Origin of the sequence: Streptomyces sp. NPDC057950, from assembly GCF_042887295.1 — a bacterium.
Classification (GTDB): domain Bacteria; phylum Actinomycetota; class Actinomycetes; order Streptomycetales; family Streptomycetaceae; genus Streptomyces; species Streptomyces kaempferi.
Genome location: NZ_JBHVPP010000012.1, coordinates 159,296 through 177,749, shown reverse-complemented (window position 1 = coordinate 177,749; position 18,454 = coordinate 159,296). Strand labels below are relative to the sequence as shown.

Annotated in this window: 12 protein-coding genes and 1 pseudogene; 7 read left to right on the top strand and 6 right to left on the bottom strand. The window is 71.6% G+C overall.

Annotated features, from left to right (window positions below):
- Nucleotides 1–32 precede the first annotated feature (32 nt).
- Nucleotides 33–761, top strand: coding sequence for a TetR/AcrR family transcriptional regulator (locus ACFVTC_RS21250; protein WP_390129159.1), 729 nt, complete (start codon nucleotides 33–35; stop codon nucleotides 759–761).
- Between the two features lie 4 nt (nucleotides 762–765).
- A complete protein-coding gene (locus tag ACFVTC_RS21245) occupies nucleotides 766–1,935 on the top strand; it encodes an FAD-dependent oxidoreductase (RefSeq protein WP_390129156.1) in 1,170 nt (389 codons plus the stop codon).
- Nucleotides 1,936–1,960: 25 nt separating this feature from the next.
- On the opposite strand, the gene ACFVTC_RS21240 is transcribed toward ACFVTC_RS21245, so the two are convergent.
- Nucleotides 1,961–3,037: a hypothetical protein gene (locus ACFVTC_RS21240; protein ID WP_390129155.1), complete on the bottom strand. Its 1,077-nt coding sequence runs from the start codon at nucleotides 3,035–3,037 to the stop codon at nucleotides 1,961–1,963.
- Nucleotides 3,038–3,264: 227 nt separating this feature from the next.
- On the opposite strand from ACFVTC_RS21240, the gene tgmA reads away from it, so the two are divergent.
- Together tgmA and ACFVTC_RS21230 are read left to right on the top strand one after the other, a co-directional pair.
- Complete coding sequence (gene tgmA / locus ACFVTC_RS21235; protein WP_028804150.1) at nucleotides 3,265–3,456, top strand: putative ATP-grasp-modified RiPP; 192 nt, start codon at nucleotides 3,265–3,267, stop codon at nucleotides 3,454–3,456.
- Nucleotides 3,457–3,471: 15 nt separating this feature from the next.
- Nucleotides 3,472–4,413, top strand: coding sequence for an MvdC/MvdD family ATP grasp protein (locus ACFVTC_RS21230; protein WP_211118122.1), 942 nt, complete (start codon nucleotides 3,472–3,474; stop codon nucleotides 4,411–4,413).
- A gap of 100 nt (nucleotides 4,414–4,513) precedes the next feature.
- Here the strand turns inward: ACFVTC_RS21230 and ACFVTC_RS21225 are convergent, their stop codons facing one another.
- The 3 genes from ACFVTC_RS21225 to ACFVTC_RS21215 form a co-directional block, all read right to left on the bottom strand.
- Nucleotides 4,514–6,157: a serine/threonine protein kinase gene (locus tag ACFVTC_RS21225; protein WP_390129153.1), complete on the bottom strand. Its 1,644-nt coding sequence runs from the start codon at nucleotides 6,155–6,157 to the stop codon at nucleotides 4,514–4,516.
- A gap of 252 nt (nucleotides 6,158–6,409) precedes the next feature.
- Nucleotides 6,410–7,627: a 4-hydroxybenzoate 3-monooxygenase gene (locus tag ACFVTC_RS21220; RefSeq protein WP_390129151.1), complete on the bottom strand. Its 1,218-nt coding sequence runs from the start codon at nucleotides 7,625–7,627 to the stop codon at nucleotides 6,410–6,412.
- Nucleotides 7,628–7,723: 96 nt separating this feature from the next.
- A complete protein-coding gene (locus ACFVTC_RS21215; protein WP_390129149.1) occupies nucleotides 7,724–11,002 on the bottom strand; it encodes a family 78 glycoside hydrolase catalytic domain in 3,279 nt (1,092 codons plus the stop codon).
- Between the two features lie 216 nt (nucleotides 11,003–11,218).
- On the opposite strand from ACFVTC_RS21215, the gene ACFVTC_RS21210 reads away from it, so the two are divergent.
- The gene (locus tag ACFVTC_RS21210; RefSeq protein ID WP_390129147.1) at nucleotides 11,219–12,673 is read left to right on the top strand and encodes a serine hydrolase domain-containing protein; all 1,455 of its coding nucleotides are present in this window, start codon (nucleotides 11,219–11,221) and stop codon (nucleotides 12,671–12,673) included.
- A 258-nt stretch (nucleotides 12,674–12,931) separates the two neighbouring features.
- The gene (locus ACFVTC_RS21205; RefSeq protein WP_390129145.1) at nucleotides 12,932–13,957 is read left to right on the top strand and encodes an alcohol dehydrogenase; all 1,026 of its coding nucleotides are present in this window, start codon (nucleotides 12,932–12,934) and stop codon (nucleotides 13,955–13,957) included.
- Between the two features lie 221 nt (nucleotides 13,958–14,178).
- On the opposite strand, the gene ACFVTC_RS21200 is transcribed toward ACFVTC_RS21205, so the two are convergent.
- Entirely contained in the window at nucleotides 14,179–14,880 is a 702-nt protein-coding gene (locus ACFVTC_RS21200; protein WP_390129142.1) for an alpha/beta hydrolase, read from the bottom strand.
- A 2,018-nt stretch (nucleotides 14,881–16,898) separates the two neighbouring features.
- Between ACFVTC_RS21200 and ACFVTC_RS21195 the strand changes: the two are divergent.
- Nucleotides 16,899–17,074 (top strand): annotated as a pseudogene (locus tag ACFVTC_RS21195) (transcriptional regulator); the annotation flags it as partial.
- 87 nt (nucleotides 17,075–17,161) lie between these two features.
- Here the strand turns inward: ACFVTC_RS21195 and ACFVTC_RS21190 are convergent.
- Complete coding sequence (locus tag ACFVTC_RS21190; protein WP_390129140.1) at nucleotides 17,162–18,436, bottom strand: SGNH/GDSL hydrolase family protein; 1,275 nt, start codon at nucleotides 18,434–18,436, stop codon at nucleotides 17,162–17,164.
- Nucleotides 18,437–18,454 lie beyond the last annotated feature (18 nt).

Below are 18,454 nucleotides of genomic sequence, written 5' to 3'. Positions count from 1 at the left end.
TTCGTGGCGAACATGTTCGTTACCTTGAGGGAGTGACAGCACACCCCGCACCCCGCCCGAGCCGTCGTGAGCGACCGGCGAAACCGGCCCTGACCAGGGAAGGCATCATCGAGACCGCCGTGGCCCTGATGCGTGCCGAAGGTCTGAACCGGGTCACCATGCGCCGCCTGGCACAGGAGCTCGACACCGGCCCGGCCTCGCTCTACGTCTACGTACGCAACACCGCGGAACTGCACGCGGCCGTGCTCGACGAGCTCCTTGGCGCCGTCGACCTCGGCCCGGCCCGCGCGGACGGCGACTGGCGCGACCGGCTCGTCGAGGTGCTCACCTCGTATACGGCGGTGCTGTTCGAGCACCCGGGCCTGGCCCGCTCGGCCCTGGTGTCCCGCCCGTCCGGCGACCGTTATCTGGACCTGCTGGACGCACTGCTCGCCCTGATGAGCGAGGGCGGCATCCCCCGGGCGCGCGCGGCCTGGGCGGTGGATCTGCTGCTGCAGTTCGCCACCGCGACCGCCGCCGAACACGCTCCCGGGGAGAAGGATCCCGCCGACGCCGAGGGTGAATGGGCCGCGCTCGCCGCCGCACTGCACGGCGCCTCCGGCGAACGGCATCCGCATGTCACCGCCGCGGGCGCCGAACTGCTCTCAGGGCCCGGTGAGGCGCGTATGCACTGGGGCTTCCAGGTGCTGATCAGCGGAATCCTGCACACCCCGAGGCACGGGACGTCCGACACGTCCCGCCCGACCCTCCCCAAGGAGTAGCGACATGTCGATCCATCACCCCATAGCCGTGGTCGGCGCCGGTCTCGGCGGCCTCACGCTCGCCCGCGTGCTGCACCGGCGCGGCATCGAGGCCGCGGTCTTCGACCTCGACGCGTCGCCCACCGCCCGCGCGCAGGGCGGCATGCTGGACATGCACGAGGAGTCCGGGCAGGCCGCGCTGCGCGCCGCCGGGCTCCACGACGCGTTCCGGGACCTCATCCACCCCGGTGGCGAGGCCATGCGCATCCTCGACAAGGCGGCCGTCGTCCACATGGAGAACGACGGCGAGGGCGGCGGACGGCCCGAGGTCAGGCGAGGGGCGCTGCGTGACCTGCTGCTCGGCTCACTGCCCCCGGACACCGTCCGCTGGGGCGCCAAGGCCACCGGCGTACGGACACTCGACGACGGTCGGCACGAGGTGACGCTCGCCGACGGGGAGACGTTCACCGCCGATGTGCTGATCGGCGCCGACGGCGCCTGGTCGAAGGTCCGCCCGCTGGTCTCGGACGCCACCCCGGTCTACTCCGGACTCTCCTTCGTCGAGGCGCACCTCCCCGACGCCGACACCCGGCATCCGGTGAGCGCGGCCCTCGTCGGCCACGGCATGATGTTCGCCCTCGCCGACGCCAAGGGCTTCCTCGCCCACCGCGACCCCGACGGCTCGCTGCACGTCTACGTCGCCCTGCGCACGCCCGCCGACTGGGCCACCGCCGGACCCATCGACTTCACCGCGACCGCGGCGGCCAGGACGGCGCTGCTGGAGCACTTCCCCGACTGGGACGAACGCCTGCGAGCGCTGATCGCCGACGCGGACGGCGAGCTCGTGCCCCGGCCGGTCCACGCGCTGCCCGTCGGCCACCGCTGGGACCGCACCCCGGGCGTCACCCTGCTGGGCGATGCCGCGCATCTGATGTCCCCCTTCGCCGGCGAGGGCGCCAACCTCGCCATGCTCGACGGTGCCGAACTCGCGACCGCCCTCGCCACCCACCGGGACGACGCCGAGAAGGCACTGGCGGTGTACGAGGAGGCGCTCTTCGCCCGCAGCGAGGCGGCGGCGGCCGAGTCCGCGGACAACCTCGACCTCTGCTTCCGGCCGGACGCGCCGCGCCCCCTGGTCGAGCGCATGACCCACTATCTGGGCGAGGACCGGACCGGGTCCGCTTCCGCGTCCTGATCCGGGACACGGACACCGATTCCGCTCACTCTCGCGGCGCCGCGCCCCGAAGCGCCGCGATGCAGGAGCCGATCGCCTGCTGGAGGTCCTCCAGCCGCTGCACCATGTCGTCCTCGTAGATGTCGTCGGCGTCGTCGAAGGTCAGCTCCTCGAAGACCTTCGTGGCCCGCTGCAGGCTGTTGTAGAACTTCGTACGGCGTTCCTGGACCCGCAGTTCGGGGTCTGCCTCGACGGTCTCGACGACCAGGCCCTTCATCGTGTCGTAGGCCTCGGCCGCCCACTCGCCGGTGTCCTCGCCCTCGTCCAGCTCGTCCAGGAGCGACAGATGGCGCTCGGCCTCCGAGCGGAGCTCGGCAGGCGCGTCGAGGGTCTGCCCCGCCGGGGTCCTGATCTGACCCTTCTCGGCGATCTGGCGGACGTAGCCGATCCGGTCGGCCGCCCTGGTCTCGGTGGCCACCGCCTTCTTCAGCTCGTCGGTACGCGCGATGTCGCGGGCCAACTCGGCCTGCAGCGCCGGGTCTTCCTTCACCCTGTCCAGCAGCGCGGTGCGGGCCGCCTGCGCCGTGGAGGGGTCGGCGAGGATCGCGGCCCGCAGCGCGGTGGGGTTCTCGGCGACCTCCAGTGCCTTGGTGGGGCGGATGCCCTCGGCCTGCGCCGCCTCGGCGATGGCGCTTCCCCGTTCGGAGGACGCGCTGGAGCGGGAGGCGTAGTACGTCAGCCACGCGTCCGCGTCCGGCAGTTCGGTCTCCTCGCCCGGGACGAGGACCTCGAAGTGGGGGACGAGACCGTCGTCGGCCGCCTTGTCCCACGCCTTGTAGTAGCGCATCACCCGCTCGGGTGAACAGCCGGCCAGCTCGGCGAACTCCTTCGCGGACACCTTCGCGGTCTCGTCGGCGGACTGGCCGCCGGGACGCACGCTGCGCGCGACCTTCAGGGCGAAGGCCCAGCCGCCGGTCCGCGCGTAGGCCCCGAAGTCACGCGCGTCCCGTGAGACGGAGTCCTGTGCGTCACGCGGGAGGGTGTCCCGCGCCTCACGTGAGACGGGTACCTGCGCGTCGGGGCGCGCGACGGATCCTGCGGTCGGGACGAAGGTTGCGGTCACCGGGAACTCTCCAAGGTAAGTGCGGAGTTAAGATCACAGAGAATGAAGCTTTGGCCGTAGGTTTGGCCGGATCAAGCAGACACACGAGCAACAACGGAATCAAGTAAGCCTGAAACAACGCGATGTGACGCTGTTCACCCCGATGTGGCGCAAAGTGATGAATTCCTTACAGTCATCACACGTAGGGGAGGGGGCAGTACATCGTGAGACCGGCGGGAGGATCCATCGTGCGACCGTTCACCCTCAACTACGCCTTGCCCACGGGGCAGTCGGCCGCTGTACCCCCGTACCACTTCGACGTGTCCCTGCAACTGAACGTGCTGCCGGACGGCAGACCGGCCGTCAGCGACCGCGCTCTCCTGATGGCGACCGGTACGACGACATCGACCGCCGGTTCCCAGACGCACTTCGACGACTGACGGCCACTCACCCCGATGACGGTACTGATTCTCACGGCGGAGCAGGACGTCACCGCCGACATGGTCGTGGCCAGGCTGCACGAACAGGGCGTGCCCATGGTGCGCCTGGACCCCGCCGACGTGCCGGGCCGTGCGGTCCTGTCCGCGGACTACGCGCACGGCGACTTCGACGGCTACCTCTCGGTCAACGGCCATGTGCTCAGCATGGGCGGACTGCGATCCGTGTGGGTGCGCCGCCCGGGGGAGCCCGCGGCGCACGCGCCCGAGCCCTCGCCCTGGCTGACCGCGGAGACCCGGCAGGCGCTGTTCGGGATGCTCTACTCCGCCTCGACCCGCTGGATGAACCACCCGCGCCGGGCCGAGCAGGCCCGGCACAAGCCCTGGCAGCTGAGGGTGGCGCACAGCAGTGGGTTCGCGGTGCCACCGACCGTCATCACGACCGCGCCGCGGGTGGCCCAGCAGTTCGTGGAGGAGTACCGGCAGGTGGTGGTCAAGTCCGCCTCCGGGCCACCGCCCGGCGAACCTCCGGTGGCGCTGCCCACCACCCTGATCGGCCCCGACGCGGACTTCTCCGGTGTCGCGGCCGGACCCGCGCTGCTCCAGCAGTACATTCCCAAGCGCGCCGACATCCGGCTCACCTGCATCGGCGACCGTCTCTTCGGCGCCCGCAAGACCGCGGTGGCGGGTCAGGTCGACGGGCGCTTCGGCGAGACCGGGCACGTCTGGGAGCCCATCGCGGTGCCGGGGCGTATCGCCCGTTCGGTGCAGGAGTACACGGCCTTCACCGAACTCGCCTACACGGCCTTCGACTTCGCCGAGGACGAAGAAGGGGTGTGGTGGTTCCTGGAGGGCAACCAGGGCGGTCAGTTCGGCTTCATCGAGCTGGAGACCGGCCAGCCCATCTCCGAGGCGGTCGCGCTGTGGCTCTCCCAGCGAAGACCGGCCGACCGGCGCTGACCGCGTCGGCCTTCACCCCCGCGCCCGGACGGGGTGAGGGACCGGACACCGGGCCCGGGGACAGGAGCCGGCACAGGACCGGCGGGGGGCCCGGCCCGGATCACCCCGACGTGTACGTGAACGTCCGCAGGAACGTGTCCAGCGCCTGCCGGTTGGCGGCCGTGCCCCAGTCGTCCGCAGGGGTCGTCCACCGCAGGGAGAACCCGCGCCGGCCGTCGACGAGGAAGCCGCGCCCGAACGTGCGCTCACGGACCCCGTCCGCCGTCGAGAGCCACTCCATGTCCGCGCCCTTGTGACCGCGATAGTCGACGGAGCGGATGTCACCCACCCGCTCGTAGTCGATGGGCTCGGCCCGCAGAGAGGTGTCCACCTCGTTCCAGACCGCGACGGGGTCCGGGGCGAGCTGGGTGCTGTACGTGACGGTCAGGGTGCGCGGGTCGCCGCTCGCGCCGAGCAGGACACGGTAGGACTGGTCGGCGGACCGCTCGGTCCGCAGGGGCGCCCAGCCCTCGGGGAGGTCGATGGCGAAGCCCTGGGACGCCGTGAAGAGGAAGAAACCGGCCGGCGGGTCCTGTCGGCCGGTGCGGGACGGGGACGGGGAGGGGGAGCGCGAGGCGGACGGGGACGAGGAGCGGGACGCCGGGGCCGAGGGGGTCGCCCGGGGGTCCGTGCCGCCGGCGGTGGGAGCGGGGGAGCCGGCGGGCCGATCGGAGGCGGAGGGGGACGGGGCGGAGCCCGACGCGGACGTGCCGCGGTCGGACAGCCCGCCCGCCATGGCGAGACCGGCGAAACAGACGACCGTCACGGCCAGCGCTCCCCCCAGCAACACCGGCCTGCTGACGGGCCGTCCGCCGCGCGCCCGTCCCGGGCGCGGGCCTTCGAAGCCGGACTCCTCGAACAACGGCAGCGTCCCGGTCGGCTCCGAGTCGTCGAGCTCCGCCTTGAGGATGCGCGTGAGTGCCTCCCGTACGACCGACTCGGGCACCCGCTCCACGGAATCCCGGCGCAGGAGCCCCTGGATGGCCGGACCGAGCGGCCCGGCGGTGAGCGGGGCCCGGATGGGCAGCCGCTCCACCGCGCGGAACGTCGCCTCGAGGCTGCCCCGGTCCCGGATCGCCGGCCGGCCCTCGACCATCTCGTACATGATCGCGCCCAGCGCCCAGAGATCGGTGGCCGGTCCGCCGCCCTCACCTCGGGCCTGTTCGGGCGAGGCGTACGAGGGTGCCGTGACGCGGGGCGAGGCGGTGGCTCCCATCAGCCCGAATCCGCCCACCGTGAGCCCGCCGGACTCCTCCACCCACACCTGCCCGGGACTCAGGTCGCCGTGTGTGAAACCCTCTTGATGCGCGGCACCCAGGACGTCGAGCAGATCGAGCCCGATGCGGGCCGCCCTGACGTGGTCGACAGGGCCGTGCGCGAGGAGCGTGGCCAGGGGGACGCCGGCCGGCCGTGCGGTGACCGTCCACAGGAACGCGTCGTCCTCGACGACGTCGACGACGACGGCCACCCGCCCGGGGCAGACCAGACCCAGCGCCTCGGACTCACGGGTGATCCGTACGGCGGTGCGCAGCTCGGCCTCCTCGCGCAGATGCGCCGGGCGCCGGGACCGGGTCAAGGTGACGAGCCGACGGGACTCGACGTCCTGGCCGTTCCAGCCCTCGCGTCCCTCCTCCTGATGGACGACCTCCAGGAGCCGGTATCTTCCCGCGACCGACTCGTCCGTGGAGACTTGCACCTTGACCATGGTCATCCCTCGCTGCGCACCGGGCACTCACCTTTCCCGTTGGTACGGCGGGTGTGACGGTGGGTGTTCAAAGGTGAACGATTCCCGGGTCCTGTTTTTCCTGAATTCTTTTCATGTAGCTCACATGTACGAACAGTTCGGGCCTGCTCTCCCACCAGGGCCACCGTTCTCCCACCGAGCCACCGAGCCACCGAGCCACCGAGCCACCGAGCCACCGAGCCACCGTGCTGCCGGGCGGCCGCCCACGGCCGTTCAGGTCACGGCGTCCTGGCCGATGTACGACGCGGCGAAGGTGGCCGCCGCCGCGGGCGAGTCCAGGATCCGTCGCAGCCGGGCGCGCGCGGCACCCGCCCGGAAGGGGTCGCCGGAGGACGGCCCGTGCAGCAACTCGGCCAGCCACTGCGAGAATTCCTGGTACTCCCAGACCCGTCGCAGACAGGCCGCCGAGTAGTCACGCAGCCCGCTGTCGTCCCCCGTGCCGCAGTACGCGACGAGGGCGTCCGCCAGGAGCAGGGCGTCGTGCAACGCGAGGTTCATGCCCTTCGCGGCGATCGGCGCCACGAGGTGAGCGGAGTCGCCCGCCAGGAACAGCCGTCCGTACGCCATCGGTTCCACGACGTAGCTGTGCATGTCGAGCACGCGCTTCTCGATCAGCCGCCCCTCCGTCAGCGGGGGCGCTCCGGCCACCGCCAGTCGGGCGTGCAGCTCCGTCCACACGCGGTCGTGCGACCAGCGCTGCGGATCCTCGCCCGGCGCGACCTCCAGGTAGTAGCGGGTGACCTCCGGACCGCGGGCCATGTGAGCGGCGAATCCCCGGGGGTGGACGCCGAAGACGACACAGTCGCTGGACGGTGGCGCCTCGGCCAGCAGAGCCAGCCACCCGACCCCGTAGTCGTGACGGGCGACGGTGCCCCGTCCGGGCACCACGCAGGAGCGGGTCACTCCACGGGCGCCGTCGCAGCCGGCCACGATCTCGCAGTCGATGCGCCGCCGTTCGCCCGTGGCCGGATCCGTGTACAGCACCGAGGGCCGGTCGCCGTCGAGGCCGTGCGGGGCCACGTCCTTCACCCCGAACCGGATGTCGCCGCCCTTCACATCGGCGTACGCGCGCACCAGGTCGGTCACCAGCAGCGGCTGCGGATAGACGAAGTGCCGCTCCCCGGTCAGCTCGGCGTACCGGAAGCGGTGGCGTTCGCCGTCGATACGGAACTCGCAGGCGCTGTGTGCCTGCGCCCGCTCCACGAGCCGGTCCGCGAGCCCCCGCTCGCGCAGCGCCCGCACCGCCCACTCCTCGATGAACCCAGCGCGGGGCCGCTGTTCGACGAACTCCCGGCTCTCGGTCTCCAGCACCACACAGTCGACGCCCGCCGTGCGCAGGATGTTCGCGACGGTGAGCCCGGCGGGGCCCGCGCCGATGACGACGACCGGGACGCGCCGCGTCGGCGCGGAGGTGGGGGAGGGCTTGATCATCCGTGCATTATGTCGGTGGCCCGACAACCCCTGGCCGGGTCTGCACAACCCTCTGACACTTCCTTCGCCGACGCGCCGCGACCTCCCCGGCGACGCTCAGGCGCGCGCCACGAAGTCCCAGTTCCCGTGCGGCACCGTGTACACGGCGAACCCGGGCTCCGCACGCCTGAACTCCGCGCCGGCCGGAGCTGTCACGGCCGCGCGGCTCGCCGCCGGCACGTGGACCTCCGCCGTCGCCCCGACCGGCACCCGCACCGACAGCCGGATCGTCCCGTCGACGGCGGACCACGCGGCGGCCGCCTCACCGCGCACGGTGTGCAGCGAGGTACGGGCCCAGTCGACGCCGGTCCGGCCGTCCGGGCGGACGGTGAAGGTACGGTAGCCGCCGTCGCCGGGGCGCAGGCCCGCCACGTTCTCGTAGAGCCACTGCGCCACGGTGCCCAGGAAGTAGTGGTCCCGGGAGCGCGCGTCGAGCGACCACGCCTCCCACATGGTGTCGGCGCCGTGATCGAACCAGTAGCCCCAACTCGGGTACGTGCGCTGGGTGGCGAGCGCGTGGGCCACCTCCGGATGGCCCTGGGCGGAGAGCTCCCGCAACAGCACGCTCGTGCCCAGTGCCCCGGTGTTGAGGTGGTTGCCGCGCCGTTCGATGTCGGCCAGCAGCGAGTCGACCACACTGGCCCGGGCGCCGGGCGGGACGAGCCCGAACGCCAGCGGGACGCAGTTGCTCGTCTGCCGGTAGTCGGGGTCCTTCGCCGTCCGGTAGTGGCCGTCCGCGCCGAGGAAGGCCGCGTTGAAAGCCTCCTTGAGCGCGTCGGCCGTGCTCCGGTAGCGGGCCGCCACCGCCGAGTCACCGAGCAGGTCGGCCAGTTCCGCCGTGCCGGTGAGCGCGCGGTGCAGATACGCGGTCGCGGTCAGCCTGGTGTCCTCGGGCGGCACGCCACCGTCGTAGCCCGGCGGCAGCCAGTCGCCCAGAGCGGTCACCGCCAGCCCGTCCTGGAGCCGGGCGATCTCCCAGTCCAGGTACCGCACGAGCGGCGCCCAGTGGTCGCGGGCCGTGCGCTCGTCCCCGTACACGCGGTACATCTCCCGCAGCAGGAAGGGATAGACCGTCGTCCACTCCGGAGCGGGCGCCAACTCGTGGTAGCCCCAGCCCCCGCTCGGCACGATCACCGGCAGCTGCCCCTCGGTGTTCTGACTGTCCTTCAGGTCCCCCAGCCACTTCGTCAGGAAACGGTGCACCCCGAACGCGTAGGCCCATACGGGCGCGCCCAACTGGGCGTCCCCCGTCCAGCCGTTCTTCTCGTACACCGGGGTGTCCGTCGGGATGCCGTGCAGGTTGTTCAGGACCGTGCGGCGCATCGCCCGCTCCAACTGCTCGTAGAACGGCACGGAGCAGGAGAACGTGCTGGTGGCCTCCACCCGGGTGTGCACCACCCGGCCGAGCACCTGCGAGGGCTCGGGTTTCGAAGGCAGCCCGCTGACCTGGACGTAACGGAAGCCCTTGTACGAGAATCTGGGCTCCCACACCTCGTCCGCGCCGCCGCCCGCGCACACGTACTCGTCGGTCTGGCAGCGCCCCGGCACCAGATCGTTGCGGGCGAGCACGCTGCCGTCGGGGTTCAGCCGCTCACCGTGCGCGAGACGGACGGTCGTCCCGGCCGGTGCGCGCACGGTCAGCCGGGTCCAGCCCGCGAGCGTCCGGCCCATGTCGACGACGTACACGCCCGCGCTCAACTCGTCGACGGCGACCGGGCGCAGGGTCTCCGCGACCTCGATGGGGTCGTGCGCCTGCGCGCGCAGGGTGCCCCTGGGGGCGGTCTGCCGCCCGGCCCGCTGCCATCCCCGGTCGTCGAAGCCGGGGCGCGTCCAGTGCGCGGGTGCCTCGCGGGCGTCGTAACTCTCGCCCGCGTAGAGCGAGTTGGAGCGGGTGGGGCCGTCGGCGATGCGCCACTCCCCGTCCGTGGCGACGACGGTGCGCGAGCCGTCCGGGTGGTCGATCTCGAGCTGCGCCAGCAGCCGGGGTTCGCCGTGCCAGGGCGGCCGGTTCCAGTTCCACGCGTTGGGCGTGGTCAGCCCGAAGAAGCCGCGGCCGAGAGTGACTCCGATCGCGTTGGTGCCGCGCCGGACCCGGTCCGTCACGTCGTGCACCGCGTACAGCACCGTCTCGTCGTAGTCGGTGAAGCCGGGGTCGAGCACCTGGCGGCCGATGCGGACACCGTTGATCTCGGCGTCGTAGTAGGCGAGTCCGCTGATGTGGAGCCGGGCGCGCGTCACGGCCTTTCGCAGGGTGAACTCGCGGCGCAGCAGGGGAGCGGGTTGTTCGGGAGCGCTGAGGGACACGCCGGTTCCCCAGGGGCCCTGTCCGTAGGGCGCGAGCACGACGGCCGCGGGCCAGTCGCCGTCGTCGAACCCCGGCTGCTGCCACCCCGCCCGTTCGTCCCTGACGCAGCGCCAGCCCTGACCCGTGACGAGTTCGACCGTGTCGCCGCCGGTGGTGTCGACCAGGAGGCGGACGAGAAGGCCGCCCGGATTGACCGACACGTTGCCGCGGTTGGTCGCGACGGCGGCGACCACGATCCTGCCGCCGGCCGCTCCTCGGACCTGCTCGGTGACGTCGGCGACGTGCCCGGTGCGCCAGGCGTCCGTCTGCTCGGGCTGGTGGAGGACCTGCCGCCCGTCGAGGTACAGCGTGAAGTCGTCGTCGGCCGTGGCCACCAGGGTCGCCCGGCGCACCTCCGTCCCGGTGGGGAGCGCGGTCGCCGCGCGGAACCAGCAGGGTCCGGTGGGTGCCCCGTCGGCGGTCGAACCCGGCGACCAGATCCACGACGCACCCGTGAAGCCGGGCGGCTCGGGCGCCGCGGAGGCGCCGATCCAGAACCCCTCCCAGGCGTCCTTCGGCAACGTTGTCTCCCACCAACGCGGGGCACTCCACGCCGACGGCCGTCCCGCGCCGTCCCAGACCCTGACCTGCCAGTGGTAGCGAGTGCGCGGTCGCAGGGCGGGCCCGGCGTAGACGATGCCGACGGTACGGTCCGACTGGACGCGGCCAGAGTCCCAGACGAGGCGGCGTCCGGCGCGCAGTTCCTTCTCGGCGAGTGCCACCCGCACCTGATAGGCGGACTGCCGGGCGCCCTTTCCCGGAGCGGCCAACTCCCAGGTGAGCCGCGGGTGTTCGACCTCGGTCCCGAGCAACGTCTCCGCGTACTCGACGGTCGTCCGGCCGATGCGCAGCCCGCCCTCGTGCGGGGCGTGCGCGCCCGCCCCGGGCGACGCGGAGGCGGTGACGGCGCCGGGGCCGAGTGCGACGGAGGCTCCCGCGACGGAGCCCGCGGAGCCGCGGAGGAAGACGCGGCGGTTCCAATCCCTGGCCATGTGTCGCCCTTCATGATTGAAACGTTTCATTCCGGTGTCAACGATCCTACGCACCACGTCACTTGGGCCTCAAGAGTCCTGCACGCACCTCATGGACAGGTGGCGACGCACAGGGGAAGGATGGTGAATGCACCGAAGAGCATCACTCCATCCGTCGCCACCCGTCACCGTCAGTCACCCGCCGCTGTCACCCGTCGTCGCCCCGGAGGCCCGCGTATGAGTGCCCGTCCCCTGCCCGTCAGCACCCCCGCCGCCCAGGGGGTCGACGCCACGGGCGTCCACGCGTTCCTCGACGCGGTCGAGGCCGCGCCGGACATCGAACCGCACAGCCTGATGCTCCTGCGCCACGGGCATGTCGTGGCCTCCGGCTGGTGGGCGCCGTACGCACCCGACCGCCTCCACCTGCTGTACTCGCTCAGCAAGAGCTTCACGTCCACGGCCGCCGGATTCGCCGTGGCGGAAGGACTGGTGCGCCTCGACGATCCCGTGATCTCGTACTTCCCCGAGTTCGAGGCCGAGATCACCGACCCGCGCAGCCGTGCCATGCTCGTCCGGCACGTGGCGTCCATGGCCAGCGGTCACCTCGGTGAGACCTTCGAGGCGGCCGCCCGCGTCGACCGCGAGGAGATCGTGCGGGGATTCCTCCTCGTGCCGCCGGACCGCGAGCCGGGAACCGTGTTCGCCTACAACCAGCCCGCCACGTACACACTCGCCTCGATCGTGCAGCGGGTGACCGGCCGGTCACTGACCGAGTACCTGCGGCCCCGCCTGCTCGACCCGCTGGGCATCGGCGAGACCGCCTGGCTGCAGCGTCCGCCGGGTCGCGACCTCGGCTTCAGCGGTCTGCACGCGGCGACGGACGCGGTCGCCAGGCTCGGCCAGTTCTACCTCCAGGACGGCGTCTGGGACGGCGAACGCCTGCTGCCCTCCTGGTGGATCAGGGAGGCCACGCGCGAGCAGATCCCCACCTCGGACGGTACGCCCGCGGGTGCGCGGTCCGACTGGCAGCGGGGATACGGGTTCCAGTTCTGGATGGGCCGGCACGGCTATCGCGGTGACGGTGCCTTCGGGCAGTTCTGCGTGGTGCTTCCCGAACAGGACGCGGTGATCGCGACGACGGCGGCGACCGAGGACATGCAGGGCCTGCTGGACCTGATGTGGCGGCACCTTCTCCCGGCGTTCGGCTCCGCGCCGCTCCCGGGCACGGAGGACGAGGGGCTGCGACACCGGCTGGCGGGACTGGCCCTGCCACCGGTCGAGGCGAGCGCCGTGCCGCCGGCCGCGGGTGACGCCTGGGCCGGCGCCGTGTTCGCCCCTCGGGGCGGTGTCTGCGCGGAGCAGCGGACCCTGACCGGCGTCGAGGTGATGGCCCCGAAGGACGGTGACGGCTGGAGGGTGTCGCTCACGGAGGGCGACCAGCGGCACGAACTGCGGCTCGCCCCGGCGGAGTGGACGGTCGAGGACGGACCGATCCCCCTGGCGGCCAGCGGAGGATGGACGGACCCGGACACCCTCCGCTTCGACGTGGTGTTCCTGGAGACCCCGCACCGCCTGACCGTGAGCTGCGCGCTGCCGGACGGCACGTTCGGCGTGCGCTGGCACACGACTCCGCTGCACCGCGGCCCACTGCGCTCGCTGCGGGCACCCGGGCGGGAACGGGAACTGGCGTGAGCGCGACAGCCGGGGCATCGGCGAACTCGCCGACCCCTGTGAGCTGCTGTAACGTGAAATCACCCGCCGCCGCGCCCGCCAGCGGCCTGTCGGGGTGCGAGGGCGCACTCGCACCCTGCCGCTGACCGGCGCACACCACAGAGGCGATGCCCGCCGGTCCGGTCCGCGTTTGATACGCGTCGGGTTCGCGGGCCTCCCATGACCACCTGCGGACAGAGAGCCTCGAGATCGCTCCGACTCTCCAAGGCAGGGATCCAGATGACCACCTATCGAGTCGCTCAAGTGGAGTCCGCCGGCGGTCCGTTCGAGATCACCGAGCGAGAGGCGACTCCGCCGGGCCCCCGCCATGTGCGGATCACGGTCGACGCCTGCGGGGTGTGCCACAGCGACACCTTCTTCGTGAACGCCGGGGTTCCGGGCGTGACGTTCCCGGTGGTCCCCGGACACGAGATCGCCGGCCGGATCGAGGAACTCGGAGAAGGGACACAGGGCCGCGGCTGGGAGGTCGGCGACCGGGTGGAGGTCGGCTGGTTCGGCGGCGCCTGCGGCTACTGCACACCCTGCAGGGAAGGCGACTTCATCGTCTGCGAGAACCTGAAGGTGCCCGGATGGGCGTACGAGGGAGGATACGCGGAGTCGGTCGTCGTACCGGTGGACACCCTGGCCCGGATCCCCGACGCGCTGGCGGCGACCGACGCGGCGCCGCTGGGCTGCGCGGGAGTGACGGTGTTCAACGGACTGCGGCGCAGCTCGGCACGGCCGGGTGACCTGGTGGCCGTCCTCGGGGTCGGCGGACTCGGCCACCTGGCGGTGCAGTACGCGGTCGCGATGGGCTTCGAGACGGTGGCCATCGCCCGTGGTACGGGCAAGGCGGACTTCGCCAAGCGGCTCGGAGCCCACCACTACGTCGACAGCACCGCCGACACCCCGGTCGGCGCGGCGCTGCGATCCCTCGGCGGCGCACAGGTCGTCCTCGCCACCGCTTCGAACTCCGAGGCGATCACGGCGACGGTGGACGGACTGCGCCACCGCGGCGAGCTGGTCGTCATCGGCCTGGACGGCACACCGCTGGGGATCAGCCCGGCCCAACTGATCACGGCCGCCAAGGTCGTCCGCGGACATCCGAGCGGCACGTCGCAGGACATACAGGACACCATGGCGTTCAGTGCCCTGCATGGCATCCGCCCGATGACGGAGGTCGTGCCGCTTACCCAGACCGACGAGGCGTACCGCAAGATGCTCGCCGGCTCCGCGCGGTTCCGCATGGTGCTCAGCAACGAGTGACGCAGGGCGGTTCCCTCTGTGGGGCACAACGAGCAGTGCCGCAGGCGCAGTTGCCGAAGGGGCGGGAAGCCCGGCCGACCACCGATGCGGCTCCGGCGGCAGGTTGGACGGCCCCAGTTCGCTTCAGGGTGCCCGGACCGGGACCGGGCGGGCCCGGTATCCGGCCGAGGCGGGTGCGCGTCGACAAGGATTACGTCTCCGGTTACACCCCCCGCGGGAACTCAAGGAGTGGCCGTGACGCCCCGGTCCGCGTCGCCCGGTGTGTCGCAGGCGCCGAGCAGTTCGCGCACCAGGTCGACGACCAGCTCCGCGCGTCCGACGAACGGAGAGTGCCCCGTCGCCCACTCGCGAACGGAGTCGCAGCGTGCGGCCATCACCCGTTGGAGGTCCGGGTCGACAGCTCGGTCCTCCGTGCAGACGACGTAGACGGAGGGGACATGTCTCCAGCCCTGACGTTCCGGGATTCCTCGCCCACAGCCGGCCGCCTGGGGTCGTAGCAGTCCCACTGCCCAAGCGGCCAGGCTCTCAGGGCAGTCTCCGTACAGCACCTTCGCGGCCCGGCTCGGGTCGAGGTACGTGGAACCGTCCGTCCGCGGTTCGATGGCGGTCTTCAACTCGGCAGAGGCGCCGCCCAGGTTCGCCGCACTCTCCCGCACATCCGGCACGAAGGCCGCCAGATTCACCAGACGCCCGACTCCGCGCAGACCGGTGATCACCGATCCCCCGTAGGAGTGCCCCAGAACCAGGGGAGGCTCCGCCAGCAGGTCAACGGCGGCCTGCACGGCCGCCGTGTCCGCGGCCAGGGAACCGCGGTGCAGTTCGGGAGTGACCACGTCCACGCCTGCCGCTCGCAGGCCTTCGGCAACCCGGATGAAGTGCTCGGGCCGGTGATACAGGCCGTGAACCAAAACCGCACTGACCACTTCTTCCGCCTCCCCGGGGCGACTTGCCGAAGAAAGTGATCCTAGACGCCGAGCGCACCGGTGATCCGCTTGCGGTACGCCCAGGCCGTGTTCCCCGGATCTCCCCACACGGGCGGGGTGTTGGGGACAGAGACCTGGCGCAGGGAGGGCTGCACCTCGCTTGGGACCTGGTGAAGAAGTGGCCTGAGCACATGCCGCCGCCGGACTGGGTCGGTGAAGAGGCATGGATCACTTCCTTACTACCTCTGACGGGTCGGCATCCTTGGTCGTAGATCGCCCGCAGCCACGGTTGCCTGACGGCGGGCATCCGCGTGAGCGTCTACTGCTTCCGGCGGATGCGACCGGGACGTCGAGGCCCGTTCTGCCTAGCGATGGGGAAGCAGGAAGCGGGAAGCAGGAAGCCGCCCGGGACCGAGCCGCTGAACGTGATTCGTCCGTGGGTCAGCCGCCGTGATCACACCTGTGCCGACGAGACGGCCGTCGACCAGGATGGGGCCCGGCATTCGATCGGCGAGGCAAGGCCCGCCGATCGCACGTGCGGCAAGGCCGGCCACTTGCCGGGTACCTGGGCGGACGGTCAGGCGGTGACTGAGAATTCAGTCGTCGATCTCATCCGGCGTTGGTTCCGCAGGAATAACGTGCCCGTTCCTGCCGTTTGCGCCTCGCCTTCCGTTATGGCCCCTCCCGCCGTGGCGGCCGTCTTTCCCGTGCCACCCCGCTTTACCTGTCGGGCCCGTAGGGCCGGGCGGACCCGATGGACCAGAGGGGCCGGGTGCCCCCGAGGGGCCGCGCATGATGCCGTCCCCCTGGAGTTCCATGCGCCGCGCTCGGAGCTCGTCGATCTGCTGTTGGTGGGCGACGATCACAGCTGACTGAGCGACGACCGCGACAGTCAGAACTGCGCTGAGCAGAAGGCGGCGCCGCGGACCGCGCCACGCCTCGTTAACGCTTCTCACGTAACCCTCACGCTGTGTGACGATGAAAAGGAACCGTATTCACTTGCTCAGGGGGCGACTTCGACGCGCCGGGGCTCAGGCCCGCCGACACCTCTCAGTCCTCGATCAAGCAGGGAAGTTCTCCGCGGCCGCGTCACGGGGACTCGTCATCCGCTCTGCCCCGCGGGGGGTTGAACACTTCAAGCGCTTTACGGAGGGCCGCTCGGCTACGGCGGGGCGACGGCATCCTTGCCGTCCCGTCCGTCCTTCCCGTCACGTCCATCCCGTCCGTCCCGCCCGTCCTGCCCGTCTGTCCCGTCCTTGCCCGGCGGACCGATGGCGCCGTCCGCACCGGGAGGGCCGGACGGGCCGGACGGCCCGGGGGGACCGGGCTCGAGGTGCTCCTGGAGGTCGACGGGCTGTGTCTGCAGACCGTCGAGCTGCATTTGCTGGGCGATGAGTGCGGCTGACTGAGCTACCAGCGCGACCGTCAGGACTGCGCCGAGCACAAAAGGGCGCCGCGGGCTCCGCAGCGCTTCGTTCACGCTTCTCACATCGTTCCTCACGTTGCGTAACGGCTCGAGTGTAAGGGACGAGGACTCGGGGGAAGGTGGGGCGCGTCGTGTGTCTTCACCCGAGGGCGTCGGTCGGCGCTGAGGCGGGGTTGCCTCACATCGCCCGCCGCACCGCGACGTCCGCGGCTGCCGGCCGGCGGTACCTGGGCGGGCCTCGGACGGCCGGCTCGGTCAGTGGCACTCAACCGCCACTGCGGCAGGGGTGGAGTGATCGCGTCCCATGAAGTGGTGTGGCCGGGCGGGGTCCCGGAACGCGCGGGTGTCTGACCGGGGCGTGCATTCGCCGGCGTTGCATGCTCCTTGAACAAGGGCAGGCCATCGCGCAAGTCTCCCTGTTGAACGGGCAGTTCAACCGGAGGAGCGCGCGATGGCCTTGTCCCAGTCCGAGCTGATGCGGCTGCTGGAGTCGCTACGTCGGGCAGGGGGAGTTGAAGGAACCGGGAGCTCGCCGCCGCTGGGCTTGGCCTGCTCCCCGCGCCCACGGGGATGTTCCCGACGTGTGGACGGAGTCCTGCGCCGCTCCGGCGTCGTGATCTCCATCCGTGAGGGGTCCACCGTCAGCTACGCGCTGGCCGGCGGCGACGTCTCCTGCGCGCGGCCCGCCGCATCCTCACCGAAGTCCTTGACGGGCAGAACGTGCTCCGCGCCGAACTTCTGCGGGCCGACGCGTCCGCCCCCTGCCCACCAACAACCGCGGCTGACCGGCGCCGCGGGACGCCGGGCCGCACCCCTTCGGACTGGCCGGCACCCGACCTGCCGCCTCTACCGCCGTCACGTCCCCGTCAGCAGGGAGAGGTCGACCGCGTTGGCCAGCGCCTGCATGCCGGCCTCATTGGGGTGGATGTGGTCGCCGGAGTCGTAGGCCGGGTTGAGGGCGGCGGGGTCGGCCGGGTCGGCGGCGGCCTTGGCGAAGTCCACCACGCCGTCGAAGGCCCCACTGGTGCGGATCCACTGGTTGGCCGCCTGGCGGATCGCCTCCGCGGAGTCGCTGTAGTAGCCGTTGCCCTTGTCGGGCAGCATGGTGCCGCCGATGATCCGGACTCCCGCGGCGTGCGCCTGCCGGATCAGGTCGCGGTAGCCGTCGATCAGGTCCTGCGCGGTCAGTGGCGCGCCGCCGGGACCGGCGTTGTTGCCGATGTCGTTGATGCCCTCCAAGAGGATCACGTCCCTGACTCCTGGCTGGCCGAGCGCGTCATGGGCGAAGCGCTTGCGGGCGCTGACGCCCTGCCAGATGTTGGGGACGTCCGTCAGGACGCGGTTGCCGCCGATACCGGCGTCCACGACGCCCATCGGGCTGGTGGCGGCCAACCGCCGGGCCAGGTCGTCCGGCCAGCGGCGGTAGGCCCCCGCCGGGGTGTTGTAACCGTCGGTTATCGAGTCGCCGAAGGCCACCACGGTGCCGCGGGCGCGCGTCGGGACGACGTCGATCCCGGACAGGTAGTACCAGGAGGTTCTCGCCGCGACGTAGGACGCGTCGGAGGTCTCGGTGGTGTGGTCGCCCGGCGTCGACAGGTAGCTGGTGTCGAAGGCGTCGGAGTGCCAGGTGGCGGAACTGGTCGCATGGGGCAGGTAGATGCTGATCAGGACGCTCTGGTCGGCCTTGACGTGCATGGCCACCGGGTCGCTGACCACTTCCCCGCCGGTGGGGACGGTCACGGACCGCCGGTGATCGAAGGTGACCGGGAGCAGTGACCGGGCGACCGCCGTCGCCCGGTCGGCCTGCGCGCCGATGGTGACGTGTCCCACCGACAGCGGGATCGTGCCGCGCAGGTTGGACAGGTGGATGCGCAGTGCGTCGCCGTCGACGGTGGAGTGGGCGACCATCCGTATGGTCTGGTCGTTGAAGTTCGGTCCGCCGACCGTCATGCTCGGCGACCAGGCCGCGACCCGCCGGTCCTGAGGCGCCTGGGCGTGCGAGGCGGTGGACGCGGTTGCCGGGGAGTCGGCCGTGCGGCCTACGGCGAGTTGCGCGCCGGCGAGCAGTGCGACGACCGCGGCGGGTGCCGTCAGCACGGTGAGCAGTTTACGTCTGGGTGCGGCAAGCATGGGTGTTTCCTTTCTCCC